This window comes from Sphingomonas sp. Leaf230 (assembly GCF_001421745.1).
GTDB lineage: Bacteria > Pseudomonadota > Alphaproteobacteria > Sphingomonadales > Sphingomonadaceae > Sphingomonas.
In genome coordinates this window covers 207,141-227,684 of sequence record NZ_LMKW01000008.1, presented here as the reverse complement: position 1 = coordinate 227,684, position 20,544 = coordinate 207,141, and the positions used below count along the sequence as shown (strand labels likewise).

The following is a 20,544-nucleotide window of genomic DNA, read 5'->3' as shown; positions in this document are numbered from 1 at the left end:
GTCCGTTCCTGCGCTGCCTAAATGCGACGCTTGTGGAGGCGGGCAGCGCGATCACCGCCTGAACAGGTCGTCGGCGCTGGCGCGGTGACTGACCGCGCGGTCCTTCTTCAGCTGGCAACGCGCGATCTCGCCCTGCAGCACGGTGATCCGCGCATCGAGCTCTGCGACCGACAACGGATCTAGGTCCTGTCGCACGAGCGCGTCGAGCAGATCGTCGGGACGGGAGGGGGTGTCGTCCGGTTCCATAGTTTCTGTAACGTTGACCCGCACCCGAGTGATGTCAATAAGGCGCGGAAATCTAAAGGGACGTGACGAGCAATGACCGCGATACCCGAAAACCAATCCAGTAACTTACGTGTACCTGAAGTGATGAAGGCGATCGATCCGGAACAGCCCGGCGGTCCCGAAGTGCTGGTCCTCGTCGACCGTCCCGTGCCCAAGCCGGGGCAGGGCGAGGTGCTGGTCAAGGTGGCGGCCGCCGGGGTCAACCGCCCGGAGGTGATGCAGCGCCAGGGCAAGTATCCGCCCCCGCCGGGTGCCCCCTCGATCCTCGGCATGGAAATCTCCGGCACGATCGTCGCAGTCGGCGAAGGCGTCGGCGACGAACAGATCGGCCAGCTCGTCTGCGCGCTGATCTCGGGCGGCGCGTATGCGGAATATGCGGTCGCGCCGTTGGGCCAGTGCTTGCCCGTCCCCGAGGCGCTGACGATGGTCGAGGCGGCGGCGATGCCCGAGACGCTCTTCACCGTCTGGACCAACCTCTTCGAGCGCGCCTACGCGATGGAAGGCGACACCGTCTTGGTCCACGGCGGCACCAGCGGCATCGGCACGATGGCGATCGGCCTGTGCAACGTCTTCGGCATCGACATCATCGTGACGGCGGGGTCGAAGGCGAAGTGCGAGGCGGCGCTGAGCCTCGGCGCGACGCACGCGATCGACTACAAGTCGGAGGATTTCGTCGAGCGCGTGAAGCAGATCACCGGCGGCAAGGGCGTCGCGGCGGTGCTCGACATGGTCGGTGGCGACTACGTCCCGCGCAACCTGCAATGCCTTGCGGAAGACGGCCGCCACGTCTCGATCGCGGTCATGGGTGGCGCGACGGCGACCGTCCCCCTGTTCGAGATCATGCGCCGCCGCCTGACGCTGACCGGCTCGACGCTCCGCCCGCGCGATACGGCGTTCAAGTCGCTGGTCGCGGACGAACTCGCACGGACGGTGTGGCCACACGTCGAGGCCGGCAAGCTGAAGCCCGTGATCGACCGCGTGTTCGCCTTCGCAGATGCACCGGCAGCACACATGCGGATGGAAGCAGGCGACCACGTCGGGAAGATCGTGCTGACGATGGAGTGAGGGGAAGGGGCAAACGCCTACCACTCGCAGCATTGCACCACCCCGGCGGAGGCCGGGGTCCAGGTGGGGACGCTCAGTAAGGACGCGGTGCGCTTCGTTATTGCTACCTCTCCAACTGGGCCCCGGCCTCCGCCGGGGTGGTGGCCTCGAAGCTCTACCCAACAAACCTTGTTCTCCCGCGAAGGCGGGAGCCCAGTCTGGATCCCCGCCTTCGCGAGGAAACATGCTGACCTTGTTTCAGCTGTAAACACGACAGATCCGCTGACTTCGAACAGTCACCGGACTGCGACCACCGTGTAACAATACTCGCCTAATACTCGCGACAAGGATAGTTTTGCGGGGGCAGGCTCATGAACGCCATCACGACGTTTTCGCCATCTAGCTTCGTTGGCGCCGACATCACCGATATCGCCGACTTCATTCACTCCCGGCCCGCCGTACCCGAGCCGGTCGTCGAGCGCCGACAGTATCGCACGATCTGGATCTCCGACGTCCATCTCGGCACGCGCGGGTGCAATGCGGGGATGCTCAACGACTTCCTCGATCACGTCGACAGCGAGACGATGTACCTCGTCGGCGACATGATCGACGGCTGGCGGCTCAAGAAGAAATTCTACTGGCCCGCCGCGCACAACGACGTGATCTGGCGCCTGCTGAAGCGTGCCAAGCGCGGCACCCGCGTCGTCTACATCCCCGGCAACCACGACGAGGTGTTCCGGCAGTATTCGGGGCTCGACCTGGGCGGCATCTCGATCCGTCGCAACGCGATCCACGAGACGGCGGACGGTCGCCGCCTGCTCGTCCTCCACGGCGACGAGTTCGACGCGATCACGCTCGCACACCGCTGGGTCGCGCACATCGGCGACGCCGCCTACACGATGCTGATGGGCCTCAATCGCTGGGTCAACGGCGCGCGCCGCCGGATGGGCATGCCCTATTGGTCGCTGTCGAAGCACGCCAAGGCCAAGGTCAAGAACGCCGTCGCCTTCATCTCGCACTTCGAGGAAGTCGTCGCGCACGCGGCCGGCGTGCGCGGCGTCGAAGGTGTGGTCTGCGGCCACATCCATACCGCCGAAATGCGCGAGATCGCCGGGATCGCCTATTACAACGACGGCGACTGGGTCGAGGGCTGCACGGCGCTGGTCGAGCATTTCGACGGCCGCATGGAGCTTCTCCACTGGGGCGACGAAATCGCCGCCCGCGAACGCGACAAGGTCATATCGATGGCTGCCTGACTTAACCCTCTCCCCGACGGGGAGAGGGCAAGCCGCGTCAGCGGCGCGGGTGAGGGCAAGTCCACGATGTCGGTGAAAAAATGCCCTCACCCTCCCACCCGGCTGTGCCGGCCGGGCCCCTTCCTCTCCCCATGGGAGAGGGGCAAAACGGAGAAGACACGATGCGTATCGCAATCGTCACGGACGCCTGGAGCCCGCAAGTCAATGGCGTCGTCCGCACTCTCCAGTCGGTGCAGCGCGAGCTCGAATCCGTCGGCCACGAGGTCCTGGTAGTCTCCCCCGAACGCTTCGCCTCGATGCCATGCCCGACCTACCCCGAAATCCGCCTCGCCTTTGCCCGCTCGGGCGCGGTCGGTCGCATGCTCGCCGCGTTCGGCGCCGACGCGATCCACCTCGCGACCGAAGGGCCGGTCTGCCTCGCCGCCCGCAACTGGTGCCTCGCCCGCGCGCTCCCGTTCACCAGCGCGTATCACACGCAGTTCCCCGACTATATCGCCGCCCGCACCGGCGCGAACCCCGACTGGATCTGGCGCTACATCCGCTGGTTCCACCGCCCCGCCCAGTCGATCCTGGTCTCAACGCCCTCGGTCGCGGCAACGCTCGCGGCCCAGGGCCTGCATCAGGTCCGTGAATGGGGCAGGGGCGTCGACTTCGCGCAGTTCGGCCTCGACGGCGCGCGCGATCCCGAGATAGCGGCGCTGCCCGGCCCGATCCTCCTCTATGTCGGGCGCGTCGCGGTCGAGAAGAACATCGAGGCGTTCCTGTCCTCCGCACATCCCGGCACCAAGGTCGTCGTCGGTGACGGCCCCGCTCGCGCAACGTTAGCCCGCCGCTTCCCTAACGCCGTCTTCCTCGGCCAGCGCTCCGGCCTAGACCTCGCCGCCGCCTATCGCACAGCAGACGTCCTCGTCTTCCCAAGCCGCACCGACACGTTCGGCCTCGTCATGATCGAAGCTCTGGCCTGCGGAACACCCGTCGCGGCCTACCCGGTCACCGGGCCGATCGACGTCGTCGACGACCGCGTCGGCGCGATGCACGAAGACCTCGACATCGCGATCGCCACCGCGCTCACCCGCGACAGCGTCACCTGTGCCGCCTATGCCGCACGCTACAGCTGGCCCGCCAGCGCCCGCCAGTTCCTCCACGCGCTCGTCCCCCTCGAAGGAAAGCTCATGGCCGCCTGAGCTTGTTCGCTTGCCTGTTGCCCCCGCGCGCACTAAGTCTCTCTCATGTCAGGCCGCTCCGAAAGGGGCGGCCCTTTCTATTTTTACGGAGTTCCCGCCGTGGCCCAGCCGCTCATGCCCCACGCGACCGCCGCCTGGATGGTCGACAATACCGCGCTCAGCTTCGAGCAGATCGCGGACTTCTGCGGCCTGCACATCCTCGAGATCCAGGCGATCGCCGACGACACCACCTCGACCAAGCTCACCGGTCGCGATCCCGTGCGCGCGCACGAGGTGACGCAGGACGAGATCGACAAGGGTGCCGCCGATCCCGATTACCAGCTCAAGATGATCAAGGGCCCCGAACAGGTCCGCCGCACCAAGGGCCCGCGCTACACGCCGGTCTCGAAGCGCCAGGACAAGCCCGACGGCATCTCGTGGATCATCCGCAATCACCCGGAGATCACCGACGGCGCGATCTCGCTGCTGATCGGCACCACCCGCACGACGATCGCCGCGATCCGCGACCGCAGCCACTGGAACATCGCCAACATCACGCCGAAGGATCCGGTTACCCTGGGCCTGACGTCGCAGCGCGAGCTCGATGCGGCAGTGGCGAAGGCAGCCAAGGCAGCCGGCATGGAAGCGCCGACCGACACGCGTCTCGAAGGCGACCGCGAGGTGTTGCTCCAGCAGCTCCGCGCCGAGCGCACTCAGGCGGCAGCGGACGCGCAGTTCGTGGCAGACGGTGGCGTGTTGCCCGTCAAGCCGCTCTTCGACGACCCCTTCAAGCGCTGACCGCACTTCCACTCCCGCAAGCGGGAGGGGGCAGGGGGTGGGCTCGCGCCCTCCTCATACGATACGGCTAGCGAGATTAGCGGACGCACAAGGCGGCGGCCGTGATGTCGAACAGTCCGCGCCTCCATGTTCTCCCGCGAAGGCGGGAGCCCAGTCTGGGTCCCCGCCTTCGCGGGGAAACAAGCTTCCCCCGCTTCAACCGGATAGGATCCGAACCAGTTCGGAGTGACGGAGCGCGGGCAAATTCACCCAAACCCAACCTAATCCTCCCCCGCCAGGGGGAGGTGGCTGGCACTTGCCAGACGGAGGGGGAGGCATGCGAAACGTCCGTCCTGTCTCCTCCCCTCCGTCACCTGCGGTGCCACCTTCCCCTAGCGGGGGAGGATCGAGAGAGCCGTCGGCCGCCAAGCAGCACTATCTCCCGCCACATCCAGTTGCTAACTGCAACGGATGGCAACCGCACCCGACACAGATTTCGCGCCCACCAGCCACAAGGGCCTGACCTACCCCTTCGGCGGCGCGGAGCCCGCATCGGGCGAAACGATGCAGGTCGCCCCCGGCATAGACTGGGTCCGCCTCCACATCCCTGGCCCATTACGCCACGTAAACTGCTGGCTCCTCACCGACACCGACGGCAAAGCGCTGGTCGACACCGGCATGAACACCGCGGCCGCGCGCGACGCCTGGAAAGCCATCTTCAACGGCCCCAAAGCCAACACCCCCATCACGAAAGTGATCGGCACCCACTTCCACCCGGACCATATCGGCCTCGCCGGCTGGATGTGCGACCACCACGCCGCCCCCCTGATCATGACCCGAGCCGAATGGCTCACCGCGCGCATGCTCGCTGCCGACGCCCGCGACTCCGTCCCGCACGAAATGCTCGCCTTCTGGCGCGGCGCAGGCTGGGCCCCAGAACAGATCGACCACGCCACCGCCAAGGGCTGGGCCGGCTTCCGCAAGATCATCACGCCGCTGCCGCTCAGCTATACCCGCATCGAAGACGGCGACACGCTCACCATCGGCACGCGCGACTGGCGGATCGTCACCGGCTCCGGCCACTCCCCCGAACACGCGTGCCTGTACGACGAAGCCGGCGGCATCCTCATCGCCGGCGACCAGGTCCTCCCTCGCATCAGCCCCAACGTCTCGCTCGGCATCACCGAACCGGGCGCCGATCCGCTGGGCGAATGGTTCGCCTCGATCGCCAAGCTCAAGACGCTGCCCGCCGACCTGCTCGTCCTCCCGGGCCACGGCGACCCGTTCACCGGCCTCCACACCCGCCTCGATGCAATGGACCGCGAACACCGCGAGCGACTCGACGAACTCGCCGTCTTCCTCGCCGAGCCCCGCCGCGCGGTCGACTGTTTCGGCCGCCTGTTCCGCCGCGCGATCGGGCAGGACGTGCTCGGCATGGCGACCGGCGAGGCACTCGCGCATCTCCGCCGCCTCGAAGTCGAGGGCCGCACGACCCGCGACACGCAAGATGGCGTATGGTGGTGGCGCGCGGCCTGAGTTAGCATGCGGCCAAATTCAAGAGGATAGGCCCATGTGCGACGAGCATACCGCAGACGATAACGAAGCCTATCTGGCCGGCGTCTCGCGCCGCCAGTTCGGCGTGATGACCGGCGCGATGGGCCTGACGATGTTGTTGCCCGCGCCAGCGAACGCCGCCGTCATCAAGGGCCGCGACGTTTCGATCGCGACGCCCGACGGCAAGGCCGACGCCTATTTCGTCGCGCCCGCGACCGGCAAGCACCCCGGCGTGCTGGTCTGGCCCGACATTATGGGCCTGCGCCCCGCCTTCCGCCAGATGGCCGACCGCCTAGCGCAATCCGGCTACGCGGTACTCGTCGTCAACCAGTTCTACCGCTCGACCAAGGCGCCATTCCTGAAGCCCGGCGAATCCTACGACCAACCCGAAGTCAAAAGCCGCATCGCCCCATTCCGCGAAGCCCTCACGTCCGAAGGGACGGTTCGCGACGCGAAAGCCTTCACCGCCTTCCTCGACGCGCAACCGCAGGTCGATCGCAAGCGCGGCATGGCCACCACCGGCTATTGCATGGGCGGCCCGATGGTCATGCGCACCGCTGCAGCCGTGGCGAACCGCATCCGCGCAGGCGCGACCTTCCACGGCGGCGGCTTCGTCACCGACAAGCCCGACAGCCCACACCTCCTGATCCCGCAGATGAAGGCGCAATACCTCATCGCGATCGCCGCCAACGACGACGCGCGGTCGCCGACCGAGAAGGACACGCTCCGCACCGCGTTTGCCGCCGCGAAACTCCCAGCCGAGATCGAGGTGTACGCCGGCACCATGCACGGTTGGTGCCCGCCCGACTCGAAGGTCTACAATCCTGTCCAGGCGGACAAGGCCTGGGCCCGCATGCTCGCGCTGTTCGACAAGGCGTTGGTGTGAGGTGAGGGGGCTCCACTGTACGGCGCCCCTTATCCTTGTACTCCCGCGAAGGCGGGAGCCCAGTCTGGATCCCCGCCTTCGCGGGGAAACATTTCTGCACGGCCTTGACCGCACCCCCTCTCCATGAGACCATCGTTCACGATCCGTTCTCAAGGAGAGTCGCGTGGCCCTGACCCTGTACACCAACCCGATGTCGCGCGGTCGCATCGCGCGCTGGATGCTCGAAGAGGTCGGCGCCGAGTACGAGACGGTCGTCCTCGACTACGACAAATCGATGAAGGCCGAGGCGTATCGCGCGATCAACCCGATGGCCAAGGTCCCCGCGCTGGTCCACAACGGCAAGACCATCACAGAATGCGCTGCGATCTGCGCCTATCTCGCCGAAGCATTCCCGGATGCTGCGCTCGCCCCACGCGAGGAAGAGCGCGCCGACTATTACCGCTGGCTGTTCTACGCTGCCGGCCCCGTCGAAGCGGCCGTTGGTAACCGCGCGCTTGGTGTAGTGCCGGACGCCGCGCAACAGCGGATGATCGGTTATGGCAGCCTCGACCGCGTCATCGACGTTCTCGAACAGGCAGTTGCCGCGCACCCGTACATCGCTGGCGACCGCGTTACCGCCGCCGACGTCTATGTCGGATCGCAAGTGATCTGGGGCATGCAGTTCGGCTGGCTGCCCAAGCGCCCGACCTTCGCCGACTATGCCGCTCGTTTGATCGAGCGTCCGGCGTACAAGCGGGCTGGAGATCTGGACGACGCCCTGATCGCTGCTGCAGCCCAGGGTCGGCCGACGGCGTGCGACCAGCCACTCAACCCGTCATCCTGACGAAGTCAGGATCCAGAGCCACAGGCGCTAACTTTTGGTATCCTGGGTCCTGACTTTCGTCAGGATGACGCTGCTATTGGCCCGCACAGGGCGTGTTGCAATTGGATTCCTGGCAGAACCGATTGCGTATTGCGTATTGCGTATTGCGTGTTCGAAGGTTGCAAACTCGTTCCACCACCCGGGATTGGCCCGGCCATGATCCGACAGGCCCCGTACCTGCGGACCAACAGCATCGCTACCGCCCCTTGTTCTCCCGCGAAGGCGGGAGCCCAGACTAGGTCCCCGCCTTCGCGGGGAAACACGCTTGCGGCCCGGACCACGTGACCGCCGCCGCGCCCAGAAGGCTACCGGCCAGCTAATACCGTCTATAGACGCCGGTTCTGCCAGGCAGGAACCACTCCCTCACGACATGGCACCGATCGTCGATCGTCGATCGAAACCTAATCGAGTCGGCCTCGGCGAGGCAACGCCCACCACGACCCAGATCAGCCAAGGATCTCGGCGTCAGTCGCCAGGCGTCAATCAGCGCACGCCGACTCTCAAATTCCGATCAGGCCGCCCACTTCGCCAACCAGTCGGCCAACGCCTGCGGCCCCATCGACCGGGCATCCGCCAGTTCGGTCTCATGCCCTGCATTCAACAGCTTGTTGGTCCGCGGATCGACCACCAGCACCGCGGGCACACCCTTGAGGCGGCCCTTGATCCCGTAGCCCGCTGCAATCTGCCCGTTCTTGTCGAAGCGGCCGATGTCGACCGTCACCACCACGAACTTGCTGTCCACGAAGCGCTTCATCTCGGGCAGGTCGATCGTTCCCGCCAGCAGACGGCAATCGAGACACCAGTTGCCACCGAGGTCGATCAGCAGCCGCTTGTGCGTCTTCAGTGCGCGCGCACGTGCCGCCGCAACCTGCGCATTGGCGTTCGCCGACTCGTTGTAAGGCAGCGGCAAGGGCTGCGGCAGCTTGTCGAAGCTCGTCGTGTTGACGTGCGGCGCCACGACTTTCGCGCGTGGCGCGGCGGGGGCGGCCACGGCAGTTGCGAGCAAGGCAAGCGCGGCGAGACGGCGCAACGACATCATTCATATCCTCCGATCACGGCATTCAGGAAGCTCGGGAATGGCCCGTTCCAGCCATCCGCCGGCGTATCGGCGACCGGTTGGCGGCGACCACCGGTTGGATCCGCAGGAATGCGCTCCGTCCGTGGGGGTTCGACTTTTGCCACTTCCGAACGAACAGCTTGCGAGCGAACCGGTTCCGACCGCACCGGCTCCGCCTGCACCGGCTCAGACCGAACAGGCGCTGTGCGAACCGGTTCGACATACGCGGGTTCGACATACGCGGGTTCGACATACACGGGTTCGACCCGTGCCGGCTCCGCCACGCGCGGCTTGACCGCAGGCACGGGCTCGTCGATCGGCGTCCGCTCCCAGCGCGGCCGCTTCGCCACCACTGGCTCGACCGCAGCCAACACCTCGGCGATGACCGCCGGTGCGACCGTGTCTTCGCGCGGAACGCGACGCGTCCGCGACCGCTCGCGGCCAGCGTCCGCAGCAGCAACCGGCGCGACATCCTCCGAACGCCCGCTACGACGGTTCCGCGACCGATCGCGACGCGGAGCTTCCTCGTCGGCTTCGACGGCAACCGGTGCCGCCTTGGGCTCGGCAACCTTCAGCCGTTCGATCGTCTGCCCGGTAAGCTTTTCGATATTGACGATGTTCTCGGCATCATCCGGCGCAACGAACGTGTACGCCGTCCCCGTCGCCCCGGCGCGACCCGTCCGACCGATCCGGTGGACATAGTCGTCCGGATGCCAAGGCGCGTCATAGTTGAACACCGTCGAGACGCCCTTGATGTCGAGCCCGCGCGCCGCGACGTCCGAGGCGACCAGGATCGTCACCGCGCCGGTCTTGAACAGCTCGAGCTCGGCCAGCCGCTGCGGCTGTTCCATGTCGCCGTGGATCTCGCCCGACTTGTAGCCCGCCTGCTTCAGCACCTTGTTGAGGTCGCGCACCGTCGTCTTGCGGTTGCAGAAGATGATCGCGTTGGTCACCTCTTCCTGCGCGAGAATGCGGCGCAGCGTATCGCGCTTGGCGGTCTGGCTCGGCACCGGCACCAGATACTGCTTGATGTTGAGGTTGGTCGACGCCGGGCGCGATACCTCGATCGTCTTGGGATTGGTCAGGAACTTGTCCGCCAGCTTCTTGATCGGCGGTGGCATCGTCGCCGAGAACAGCAACGTCTGGCGCTGCTTCGGCAGCTTGGTGCAGATTTCCTCGATGTCGGGGATGAAGCCCATGTCGAGCATCCGGTCCGCCTCGTCGATCACCAGCAGCGAACAGCCGTTGAGCATGATCTTGCCGCGCCCGAACAGGTCCATCAGCCGGCCCGGCGTCGCGATCAGGACGTCGACGCCCTTTTCCAGCGCGGCGAGCTGGTCGCCCATCGACACCCCACCGATCAGCAGTGCCATGGAGAGGTTCGAGTTGACGCCGTATTTCTCGAAATTCTCCGCCACCTGTGCAGCGAGTTCGCGCGTCGGCTCGAGGATCAGCGAACGCGGCATCCGCGCGCGGCTGCGCCCGTGCGCGAGAATGTCGATCATCGGCAGCACGAACGACGCGGTCTTGCCGGTGCCCGTCTGGGCGATGCCGATGATGTCGCGCATCATCAGCACGGACGGGATCGCACCGGCCTGGATCGGGGTCGGCTCGGTATAGCCGGAGTCGGTGACTGCCTTGAGCAGTTCGTCGGAGAGGCCGAGATCGGCAAAACTCATGCAAATGTCCGGTAAATGGAGGGTGAAATGCACTGCCCTCAAGCGTTCCGGCGCTCGCCGATTTGGCGACAAATGTCAAGGAAACGCGGTGAATGGAGGGTGGGGAGGGGGTCTTGGGCAGGAAAATACCAATCACCCGTGGCGTCCGCATACTCTGAACGACGTGCTGGTGCATCTATCCACCAGATGCACCACCCCGGCGGAGGCCGGGACCCAGTTGAAAAGGTCGCAGTAACGAACGGCAACGCAGAGTTGGCGGACGTCACCCAACTGGACCCCGGCCTTCGCCGGGGAGGTGCTTGTCGGATGCTGGCGCTTATCGAACTTTGATAGGATGGGGCGAACAGGCAGTGAGTTGCGCGCCGAAGCGACCGCCCTACTTCTTCTTCGCCCGCAAGCTCTTGAACCCTTCGATCTCGCAGCGTGCACCCGAACGCATCCGGATCGCATCGCGGTCCTTGCAGATCATCCCGTCCGGGCCCGGCCTCAAGTAAAACCCCGAATAATAATCTAGCGGCTTGCAGTCCCCGTCGAGCCGCGCGCGCAACCGCGTCGTGTCGTCCATCACCAGGTCGACCGCGCCGTCCTTGTTGAGCATCGCACCGGCGATCTCGTCGACCGCGATGCATTTGGGGCCCTTATGCTCCTTCCACTCGGTCGGCGGCGCGTAGGTACGAACGGGGGCTCGGCTCATCCGGGGCACGCGGATGATGATCCGCTCGTGGATCGAGACCTGCGCGATCTGCATGCCATCAAGCTCGAATCCCGAAGACTGCCCGGGTGACGGTACATCGCGCAATGCCACAGCAAAGGGACCCGCGAGCGCGAGCAGGGTGGCGGGTATCGCGGGGTGAATCATGGTGTCTGGATCATGCTGACGTAATCGTTAGCGCCTATCGTTGAACGCGCGATGAATTTTGTCTAGCGCCGCCTACATGGCCGAAATTCAGTCAGCAATCCTGACGCCTTCGCAGGCGCCAATGCTCGAATCGCTCTCCTCGCATCTCGACGCGAAGGCGATCGTCACCGACCCCGCCGATATCGATCCCTGGCTGCACGATTGGCGCGGCCGCTTCCACGGCGCCGCGCCCGCAATGCTCGCGCCGACCTCGACCGCCGAGGTCGCGCTGATCGTCGCGGCGGCCGCCAAGCACCGCGTGCCGCTGGTCGCGCAAGGCGGCAACACCTCAATGGTCGGCGGCGCGACCGCCCCCGCCGACGGCAGTGCGCTGATTCTGTCGCTGCGTCGCCTGAACCGCATCCGCAGCCTTGATGCCGACGCCGGGCTCGCCATCGCTGAGGCCGGCGTAATCCTCGCCGACCTAGACGGCGCCGCGCAAGGGCAGGGGTGGCGTTTCCCGCTGACGCTCGGCGCGCGCGGGACGGCGACGATCGGCGGCCTCGTCTCGACCAACGCCGGTGGCACGCAGGTGCTCAAGTTCGGCACGATGCGCGGCCTCGTCGCGGGCGTCGAGGCGGTGCTCGCCGATGGCAGCATCTACGACGGCCTGTCCGCGCTCAAGAAGGACAACCGCGGCTACGACCTCGACCAGCTCTTCATCGGGGCGGAGGGCACGCTGGCGATCGTCACCGCCGCCACGCTTCGCCTCGCCCCCGCAATCGCAGCGCGCGGCACGGCGTGGGTCGGCATCGGCTCGCCGCAGGCCGCGCTGAAACTCCTGCGGACGATGCAGGCAAAGACCGACGCGATCGAGAGCTTCGAGATTCTCCCCGCCGAGTCGCTCGACGCCGCCACCGCGCACCTCCCGAACGCCCGTGCCCCGCTTGCCGGCCGCCACCCCTGGCACCTCCTGATCGAGGCGACCTCGTCCACCACCGAAGGCGAGTCTCCGTCTGCGCTACTCGAACGCCTGCTCGGCAAAGCCCTCGAAGACGGCGCGATCGAAGACGCGACGATCGCCACTAGCGAAGCCCAGTCCACCGCATTCTGGCTGCTCCGTGACTCGCTCTCCGCCGCCGAACGCGCGCTCGGCCCCGCAACGCAGCACGACATCTCGATTCCCGTCGAGACGATGCCGCGCTTCATGATCGAGGCGGCCGCGGCGTGCGACGCGCGTTTCCCCGGCACGCATGCGAGCGGCTTCGGCCATCTCGGCGACGGCAACGTCCATTTCCACGTCCGCGCCGCCCCCGGCACCGACCCCGCGCACTGGTATGCCGAGGACGCGCCGGTCGTCACCCGCTTCGTCGGCGACCTCGTCGTTGCGGCCGGTGGCTCGATCTCGGCGGAGCACGGCATCGGCCAGATGAAGCGCGACGAACTCGAACGCCTGTCGTCGCCCGCACGGATGACCGCTCTGCGCGCGATCAAGTCCGCGCTCGATCCGCTCGGCATCCTGAACCCCGGCAAGCTCGTCTGAATGATCCTCCCCCGCCAGGGGGAGGTGTCGCCGAAGGTGACGGAGGGGGAGGGCACGGGACAGGGGTTTCGCTTTCCTCCCCCTCCGTCTGGCAAGTGCCAGCCACCTCCCCCTGGCGGGGGAGGATTGCAGGGGTTGGCAGTCGCGTCCCACCACCCGGCAAGCTTGTCACACTTGCACGCCCGCCCGGCGCACCATAGAGCCTCGCCCCAATCGGTGGCATGAGCCACCGGCATTTCGACCGACCGATCCGGAGAGTAACATGGCCAGCACCGCCCAGCTTCCGCTTTTCTACAATGGCCTCGAGCCGCTTTCGAGCGACACGCATGCCAACTACAAGGTCCGCCCGCAGGACAGCGCGCCGTTCCTGGTCGGCCAGCATGCGATCCCGATCACCGTCGACGAGTTTCCGCTGGTCCAGCGTCACATGCCGATCGTCTTCTCGGTCGGTGACGACGCGATCCCGCTCGCGCTGATGGGCTTGAACGAGGGCGTCAACGTGTTCGTCGGCGAAGACGGCAAGTTGACCGAGAACACGTTCTACGTGCCGGCATACGTCCGCCGCTACCCGTACATGCTCGCGCGGCTGCATCCCGATGCGCAGGAGCTGTCGCTCTGCTTCGACCCGACCTCGCAGGCGATCGGCGATTTCGAGGACGGCGATGCGCTGTTCGAGAACGGCCAGCCGACCGAGCTGACCAAGAACATCCTCGGCTTCAACGAGTCGTTCGAACAGGCCGGCGCACGCACGCAGAACTTCATGAACGAGCTGCGCGAACTCGAACTGCTGATGGACGGCGAAGTCACGATCCAGCCCGACGGCGCCGAGCAGCCGTTCGTCTATCGCGGCTTCCAGATGATCAACGAGGAAAAGCTGATCGACCTGCGCGGCGACGCGCTGCGCAAGATGAGCAAGTCGGGCATGCTCCCGCTGCTGTACGCACACCTGTTCTCGCTGTCGTTGATGCGCGACATCTTCGCGCGCCAGGCGCAGCTCGGCATGACCCCGCAGCAGCAGATGCCGGCCCCTGCGCAGTTCAACGTCTGATAGCGAAACCGGCAGGCCGCGAAAATTATTTGGGGTGCGGTGCAGCAGGGGTTGAACCAAAACGGCGCTCACCCATTTAGATCCTGTACGGCATCGTGTCCCCCCCTTTCGCGGCGCCGTACGGGACGCTTCTAGCGTCCCTCCTCCCTGAACCTAGGCCACTCCGTGCAACACGCACGGGGTGGTTTTTTTTGGCCTGCGCAATGCGGCGGGCCCGTCCTCTCCTCCCACCCGTTGCGTGCCCGTGGAATTATTCGAAAGTCTCGACGTCATCCTGCTCGCCGCACTGGTCCTGCTGGTCCTGGCGCGCAAGCTGAACGTGCCGTACCCGACCTTGCTGGCGGTGGCCGGGATCGCCTTTGCGGCGTTGCCATTCGCCCCGAAGATCACGGTCGAGCCGCATCTGGCGCTGGCCTTGTTCATAGCACCCGCGCTGCTCCACGCCGCATACCACACGAGCCCGCGCGCCTTGCGGCGACACTGGTTCCCGCTGCTGAGCCTTGCCGTGTTCGCGGTACTAGTCACTGCTGCAGCGGTCGCACTGGTCGGCGTGACGCTAGGTGGGCTGCCGCTCGCCGCCGCGTTCGCCTTGGGAGCGATCGTCGCACCGCCCGACGCCGCCGCCTCGGAAGCCGTGCTAGGCGAGGTCGGCATCCCCCGCCGCGGCCTGTTGTTGCTCCAGGGCGAGAGCCTCCTAAACGACGCTACGGCGTTGCTGTTGTTCGGGCTCGCGGTGGCGTTCGCGACGCATTCCGACACGCCGGTAACGCCGCTCACGCTGGCCGCCGCGGTGCCGGGCGGGATCGTCCTCGGCGTCATCGCCTCATGGCTGTACCTCCGCGTGACGCCCCTGTTTGCGCGGACGCTAGGCGCGAGCCTAGCCGATTTCGCGGTGACGTTCGGGATCTGGCTGCTCGCCGAGCGGCTGCATATCTCGCCGGTACTCGCGGTCGTCACGTTCGGGATGATCGTGTCGCAGCGCCGCCCGATCGGCCAGCCTGCGCGCGACCGTTTGCAGGGCGCGGCGGTATGGTCGGCGGCGGTGCTCGTCCTCAACATCATCGCGTTCGCGCTGATGGGGCTGCAATCGCGCGACGTGCTTGTCGGCCTGCCCGCCGCCGAGCGCTGGCCAGCGATCGGGTTCGCCGCCGCGGTGCTGGCGACCGTGCTCGTGACGCGTATCGCGTGGGTGTTCTTCGTACGGTTCGTCGAGGGCGTCATCGCCAACCGCTACGCACCGTCCTGGCTGCCCAAGCCGCCCCCCTGGAATGCGTCGATCATCCTGTCTTGGTCGGGCATGCGTGGCCTGCTGACGCTCGCGACCGCGTTCGCGCTGCCGCGGTCGGTGCCGGGCCGCGACCTGATCGTGCTCGCTGCGTTCGGCGTTGTGATCGGCACGCTGGTGCTGCAGGGGCTGACGCTCGGCCCATTGATCCGCCGTCTCGATCTCGGCGCAGACACGGGTCTTGCCGACGAGATCGCCCCCGCGCGCAAGCGACTGATCGATGCAGGCCTCGCGGTACTGCCGGCGCGTGAGGGCGCGGCGGCGGATGCATTGAGGTTCCGTTATGGCGCGGCGGGCAAGGTCACCGCCGAAGCGGACGATCCGCAGGCGACCTCCGAATTCGACGAACTCCACTTGGAAATGATCGCCTGCCAGCGTGTCGTGCTCCACGAGATGCGCGACAAGGGCGAGGTAGCCGAGGACGTCTATCGCCGCCTGCAGGAAGAACTCGACTGGGCGGAGGTCGACGCGCGTGCGTTCGGGGACAACATCCTCACGGCGACCTGAGGGCGTGCGGGGAACATCGGCACACGCTATGCGGTTTGAAGGAACCACCGCAGAAAGGGTCGATGCATGCCAGAGGCGAATTCGTGAGCAAGTCCGTGAAGCCCGCACCGCCGACGACGCTCGTGATCTTCGGTGCCTTCGGTGACCTGACCCGCCGCTTGTTAATGCCGGCATTGATCAACATGACCCGGCTCGGGCTGGTCGGGAATGATTTCCATGTGCTCGGCGTCGGCATCGACGAAGGAAACGACCAGTCGTTGCGCGAGGCGCTTGGCACGTTCGATGCGAAGGGCGGCGAGGGCGATGGCGAGAAGGGCGACGCATGGGCGCGGCTCAAGGACCGAGTCGGCTATCTCCAGGGCGATTTCACCAAGGACGACGTCTTCGAGCAACTCAAGGCCCGGGTGAACGGCAACGTCGCGTTCTACTTCGCGGTGCCCGCGAAGTTCTTCGGCACGATCGTCGACAAGCTCGCCGACCACGGTCTGATGGCGGAAGCGCCGCATGCCTTCCGCCGGATCGCGATCGAAAAGCCGTTCGGCCACGACCTCGCCTCCGCCCGCGATCTCAACGCACGCATCCTCGCCCGCGTGTCCGAGGCGCAAATCTACCGGATCGACCATTTCCTCGGCAAGGAAACCGTCCAGAACATCATGACCGCGCGGTTCGCGAACATGATGATCGAGCGCGTCTGGAATTCGGATTGCATCGCGCACGTCCAGATCACCGCCGCCGAGACGGTCGACGTCGGCACCCGCGGCAAGTTCTACGACGGCACCGGCGCGCTGCGCGACATGGTCCCCAACCACCTGTTCCAGCTGCTCGCGATGGTCGCGATGGAGCCGCCCGCGAGCTTCGATGCCGAGGCGATCCGCAACGAAAAGGGCAAGGTCCTCAAAGCCGTCCGCGTCTATTCGCCCGGCAAGGCGAAGCGCAACGGGGTCCGCGGCCAGTATACCGCGGGAAAAGTGAAGGGCGTGGATGTTCCCGCCTACGCCGCCTCGCCCGACGTCGCGCCAGACAGCCGGACCGAAACCTACGTCGCGCTGAAGCTGATGGTCGACACATGGCGCTGGGCAGGCGTGCCGTTCTACCTACGCACCGGCAAGGCGATGACGTGTCGCGATACCGAGATCGCGATCACCTTCAAGCCGGTGCCGTTCGCATCGTTCCCCGGAGCCGCCGCCGACATGCTGCCGCCCAACCGCCTGATCATCCAGATCCAGCCCGACGAGGGTCTGAGCATGGACATCAACATCAAGCGCCCCGGCCTCGACGTGGCGACCGCACCGATCGCGCTCGATTTCCGGTATGCCGACGAATTCGATATCGGTCACCTGACCGGCTACGAGTCGCTGATCTACGACCTGTTCGTCGGCGACCAGACGCTGTTCCAACGGGCGGATGCGATCGAGGCGGGCTGGGCCGCGGTACAGCCGTTCCTCGACCTCTGGGCGCATGACGCCGGGATGCCTGAGCCGTACGAGGCCGGGACGCTAGGCCCAGCCGCTGCGGACGCGCTCCTGGCGCACGACGACCACACGTGGCACGAACTCGCGCCGGCGGGGCAGACGGTCCCCTGACTTTCACCCCTCCCTGAAAGGGAGGGGCAGGGGGGTGGGTAGGCCGCTTGGACGCACGACGTCCGCCAACAGGCCGACCCACCCCCAACCCCTCCCTTTCAGGGAGGGGAGCAGGGTCAAATCCGCTCGGTCAGCTCGATCTCGCCCTCGACCTCCATCTCGTCCTCGTCACCCATGTCGTCCATGTCGGGCATCGTGAAGTCGGCTTTCCAGTCATAGACCTTCTCGACCCCGCCCTGCACCCAGACGCGCACCGCGCCCTCGGTGATCTCGCCGCCCATCGCGCCGACGAAATCCGCCACCAGCGAATCCGCCGCATCCTCGTGATCGGTCGCGCCGGGAATCGTCGCGGCGGTCATTTCCTCATCGAGTTCGATGATCTGCGCCCAATATTGCTTCGCCATGTGATGCTCCTGCGTAGATAAAAAGCCGTCAGCCGGGGTATTTGAGACGCCGTCAGCCGGCGGTAATGATGGGGTGATCCTCGCGCAGCCGGTCCGCCAGCCGCTCGACCGCGTCGACCTCGCTCGCGCTTCCCGACGGCGTCACCGCCCAGTTGCAATGCGCGTGCGTCGCGAGGCTGTAGACCTTCACGTCGCCGACGATCAGCCGCCACCGTCGCCGGTCGCCGCTATTGTACCGGACGAGGTTGGTGACGAACAGGCTCTGGAGATCCGATGCGGTCATCCGCGCCCCATAGCGACAATCGCCCGCCCGCCGCCACCGCAAACCGGCCAGCGATGGTGACTACTGATCGCGTACCAAGCGGGAAACGCTAAGAACCGACCGCGATCGACGCCGTCACGCCCGGATCGTCCCGCAGCCGCAGGAACAGCGTCCCGCCGACCGGCTTCGGCACCGCGAGCGAAGCGCCGGTGAACCCGTCCGGCACGCGAACCGCGTCGGCAAACCCAGCATTCGCCGCAATCGACTCGATCAGGAACAGGTCGCTCCCGGTCAGCGTACAGGTCTCCTTGCACGCCACCCCCGCCAACGTCGGCGTCCGCACCAACGCCGTGAGCGGGACCCAATCCCCCGCAACGCCGCCTTGTACCAGTCGCCATTTGAGCGGCCCATGCGCGGAAACCCCGAGCGCCTTGCCCGGCTCCACCGACACCACAGCGATCCGGTCGTCCTGCACCGTCAGCCCGCGCCCCGACGTGACATTGGTCGTCATCGCGCCATCTGCCGTCGCGATCTCGACACTGTCGCCCGCAGAAAATCGTGTTCCCTCCGCACGCAGCGAGAAGGTCAGGCGGGCATCCTGCGCGATCGCCGTATCGCCGGCCAGCAGGACGGGAAGCCCGGGGGAGGGGGGCGCCACCACGCTCTTCGCGATCAGCGTCGCCCTGGGCCGCGCCGCCGCGACGGTGAACTTCACCGACCGCTTCCGTCCATCGGTCAGCGTCACGAGCGCCGTCTTCGCCTGGCCTGCCGCGAACGTCGGTACCGTACCCGCCGCCAGCGCCAGCCGATCCGCCTTGTCGGCCCGCACGACGTCACTCGGCTTGAACGCGACCCCGTCGATCGTCATCGACGCCACCAGATCGAGCCGCGTCCCACTCAACGTCCCGGACGCATCGCCGGCATACAGCGTCAGACCATCGATCCGCCCTGCCTCTGCGAGTGCGGTCAACGCGATCTTGTCCGGCGCCTCGACCCCGTATTGCTTGACGAGCAGCGACAATTTTCCCGGCGCAGCCTTAGCCAACGGCAAGGTCAGCCCGATGCGCTCGCCGGTCGACGTCCACGCGAGCGGCACGTCGCCCGCAGCACCGACCAATGTCACCGACTCCACGCAACTCGGCGTCGGCCCCGCCAGCGAGACCGCATTGTCGCGCCCGACCACGAGACTCTCGGGATCGGTATCGACCATCTGCCATCCACCGGCGCGTGGCACCTGCAACCGGAACCGTGGCCCATCGAGCGGCGTGAAGCCCCAGCGGCCGTGCAACGTCGCATCGGTCACGCTGCTCAACCCCGCGGTCTGCATCCCGACCTGGTCGAGCACATAGCCGCCGCGTTCCGCATCCGCCTGCACCGGCAGCTCGACCACGCCACCCTGCGGCGTCGTCACCCGCAAGCTCATGTCGTGCGCGAACTTGGTCGCATAGATCAGCGGTGCGCCCTCGACCGGCAGCACCAGATCGGGCTTGGCCGCACAGACCAGCCGGTCCGCCTCCGCGCGCCGCATCGTCGGCGTCTGCGGCGCACCCGTTTCGATCACCGGCATCGCGACGACCATCACCGACTTCGGGCTGGCAAACGACGGCGCCGCGTTCAGCAACAGCGCCAGCCGATCGTCATGCGCCCGCGCCAGTGCCGGAATATACCGGAACTGCGTCGTCTGGAACGCGCCGAAGATCTTCGCCAGATCGCGCACCACGCCGATATACGGGCTGTAATAGCCAAGCCCGCCCTCCGGCGTCGCGCTCAGTTGCAGCGCCAGATCGGTTGGCGCACCTACCAAGGTATCCGCCAGCGTCGAACTCTGCCCATCCGCCAGCACCAGCGAATCGCGGCTTTGCGTCAGGCAGGACGCTTGCAGGTCCGCCGCGAGATCGAGGCACTCCGCCTTCAGCTTGATCGCCAGGCTCCGCGACAACAATGGCGAGACCGCCTCGATCCGCTCCGGCCGCGTCCGCTCCAGCGCATGGATCCCGTCGAGAAACGCATCGAGCCGCGCCCGATCCAGCGACGCCTGGTCGAGATCCTGCACCGCGCGCACGAACGCCCCCGGCTGCTTGCGCACCGCCGACACAACAGCGTCGAACCCGCCGCTCTCCGGCACCAGGAACACCACCAGTTGCCGCGCGCCCTCCGGTACCGTCAACGCCAGCGCGTTCCTCTTCGCCTTCCACGTCTCGGCCTTGAAGAACCACGACTTCGGCGGCGGCTCGGTCGCGCCGCGCAGGAACGCCGCGACCAGCAGGTAGCGCGCGCCGTCGTCCTTCTTGCCGACGGCCAGCTCCGCCGCGATCGACACGCGGTCGCCGGTCGCGAGCCTCGGCACCTGCGCGATCGGCAACGTCGTCGTCCCATGCGTCACCCCGACGCGCAGGCTGGGCCCGGTCAGGTCGAACGGTGCCGGATCAGCGCGCGCAGCCAAGGGCACCAGCGCAGCAGCCAGCGCGCAGAACGGAAGACATCGAAGCATCATCACGGGCGATCTCGTCG

At 66.6% G+C, this 20,544-nt stretch carries 18 protein-coding genes; 11 read left to right on the top strand and 7 right to left on the bottom strand.

Annotated features, from left to right (window positions below):
- Positions 1-51 precede the first annotated feature (51 nt).
- On the bottom strand, positions 52-246 hold the full coding sequence (locus ASE82_RS06755) for a DUF1192 domain-containing protein (RefSeq protein ID WP_056060574.1): 195 nt from the start codon (positions 244-246) through the stop codon (positions 52-54).
- Between the two features lie 123 nt (positions 247-369).
- Here ASE82_RS06755 and ASE82_RS06750 point away from each other — a divergent pair, with 123 nt between their 5' ends.
- The 7 genes from ASE82_RS06750 (at position 370) to ASE82_RS06720 (ending at position 7,788) form a co-directional block, all read left to right on the top strand.
- Complete coding sequence (locus ASE82_RS06750; protein WP_056060571.1) at positions 370-1,350, top strand: NAD(P)H-quinone oxidoreductase; 981 nt, start codon at positions 370-372, stop codon at positions 1,348-1,350.
- A 350-nt stretch (positions 1,351-1,700) separates the two neighbouring features.
- The gene (locus tag ASE82_RS06745) at positions 1,701-2,585 is read left to right on the top strand and encodes a UDP-2,3-diacylglucosamine diphosphatase (RefSeq protein ID WP_056060568.1); all 885 of its coding nucleotides are present in this window, start codon (positions 1,701-1,703) and stop codon (positions 2,583-2,585) included.
- Positions 2,586-2,746: 161 nt separating this feature from the next.
- Positions 2,747-3,769 carry a glycosyltransferase family 4 protein gene (locus tag ASE82_RS06740; RefSeq protein WP_056060565.1) on the top strand — a complete coding sequence of 341 codons (1,023 nt, stop codon included), beginning with the start codon at positions 2,747-2,749 and terminating at the stop codon, positions 3,767-3,769.
- Between the two features lie 99 nt (positions 3,770-3,868).
- Positions 3,869-4,546: a DUF1013 domain-containing protein gene (locus tag ASE82_RS06735; protein ID WP_055873545.1), complete on the top strand. Its 678-nt coding sequence runs from the start codon at positions 3,869-3,871 to the stop codon at positions 4,544-4,546.
- Between the two features lie 450 nt (positions 4,547-4,996).
- Complete coding sequence (locus ASE82_RS06730) at positions 4,997-6,061, top strand: MBL fold metallo-hydrolase (protein WP_056060562.1); 1,065 nt, start codon at positions 4,997-4,999, stop codon at positions 6,059-6,061.
- A 34-nt stretch (positions 6,062-6,095) separates the two neighbouring features.
- Positions 6,096-6,965: a dienelactone hydrolase family protein gene (locus ASE82_RS06725; protein ID WP_056060558.1), complete on the top strand. Its 870-nt coding sequence runs from the start codon at positions 6,096-6,098 to the stop codon at positions 6,963-6,965.
- A gap of 163 nt (positions 6,966-7,128) precedes the next feature.
- Positions 7,129-7,788, top strand: coding sequence for a glutathione S-transferase family protein (locus ASE82_RS06720; RefSeq protein WP_082441356.1), 660 nt, complete (start codon positions 7,129-7,131; stop codon positions 7,786-7,788).
- A 550-nt stretch (positions 7,789-8,338) separates the two neighbouring features.
- Here the strand turns inward: ASE82_RS06720 and ASE82_RS06715 are convergent.
- The 3 genes from ASE82_RS06715 to ASE82_RS06705 all read right to left on the bottom strand — a co-directional run bounded on the left by ASE82_RS06715 (position 8,339) and on the right by ASE82_RS06705 (position 11,311).
- Positions 8,339-8,863 carry a thioredoxin family protein gene (locus ASE82_RS06715; RefSeq protein ID WP_156348802.1) on the bottom strand — a complete coding sequence of 175 codons (525 nt, stop codon included), beginning with the start codon at positions 8,861-8,863 and terminating at the stop codon, positions 8,339-8,341.
- On the bottom strand, positions 8,863-10,563 hold the full coding sequence (locus ASE82_RS06710; protein ID WP_056060555.1) for a DEAD/DEAH box helicase: 1,701 nt from the start codon (positions 10,561-10,563) through the stop codon (positions 8,863-8,865). Before ASE82_RS06710 ends, ASE82_RS06715 begins: the two co-directional genes overlap by 1 nt.
- Positions 10,564-10,939: 376 nt before the next feature.
- The gene (locus tag ASE82_RS06705; protein ID WP_056060552.1) at positions 10,940-11,311 is read right to left on the bottom strand and encodes a hypothetical protein; all 372 of its coding nucleotides are present in this window, start codon (positions 11,309-11,311) and stop codon (positions 10,940-10,942) included.
- Positions 11,312-11,543: 232 nt separating this feature from the next.
- Here ASE82_RS06705 and ASE82_RS06700 point away from each other — a divergent pair, with 232 nt between their 5' ends.
- From ASE82_RS06700 to zwf, 4 genes are all read left to right on the top strand, one after another.
- Positions 11,544-12,944, top strand: a complete 1,401-nt coding sequence (locus ASE82_RS06700) for an FAD-binding oxidoreductase (protein ID WP_082441354.1) — start codon at positions 11,544-11,546, stop codon at positions 12,942-12,944.
- A 262-nt stretch (positions 12,945-13,206) separates the two neighbouring features.
- On the top strand, positions 13,207-13,992 hold the full coding sequence (locus tag ASE82_RS06695; RefSeq protein WP_056060547.1) for a SapC family protein: 786 nt from the start codon (positions 13,207-13,209) through the stop codon (positions 13,990-13,992).
- A gap of 238 nt (positions 13,993-14,230) precedes the next feature.
- Positions 14,231-15,784 (top strand): cation:proton antiporter, encoded by a 1,554-nt coding sequence (locus tag ASE82_RS06690; protein ID WP_056060544.1) that lies wholly within the window; start codon positions 14,231-14,233, stop codon positions 15,782-15,784.
- A gap of 83 nt (positions 15,785-15,867) precedes the next feature.
- The gene (gene zwf, locus ASE82_RS06685; protein ID WP_235524608.1) at positions 15,868-17,367 is read left to right on the top strand and encodes a glucose-6-phosphate dehydrogenase; all 1,500 of its coding nucleotides are present in this window, start codon (positions 15,868-15,870) and stop codon (positions 17,365-17,367) included.
- A 116-nt stretch (positions 17,368-17,483) separates the two neighbouring features.
- On the opposite strand, the gene ASE82_RS06680 is transcribed toward zwf, so the two are convergent.
- The 3 genes from ASE82_RS06680 to ASE82_RS06670 form a co-directional block, all read right to left on the bottom strand.
- A complete protein-coding gene (locus ASE82_RS06680) occupies positions 17,484-17,771 on the bottom strand; it encodes a hypothetical protein (protein WP_056060539.1) in 288 nt (95 codons plus the stop codon).
- A gap of 52 nt (positions 17,772-17,823) precedes the next feature.
- Positions 17,824-18,054: a hypothetical protein gene (locus tag ASE82_RS06675; RefSeq protein WP_056047557.1), complete on the bottom strand. Its 231-nt coding sequence runs from the start codon at positions 18,052-18,054 to the stop codon at positions 17,824-17,826.
- A gap of 88 nt (positions 18,055-18,142) precedes the next feature.
- Complete coding sequence (locus ASE82_RS06670; protein ID WP_235524607.1) at positions 18,143-20,524, bottom strand: hypothetical protein; 2,382 nt, start codon at positions 20,522-20,524, stop codon at positions 18,143-18,145.
- Between the last annotated feature and the right edge of the window lie 20 nt (positions 20,525-20,544).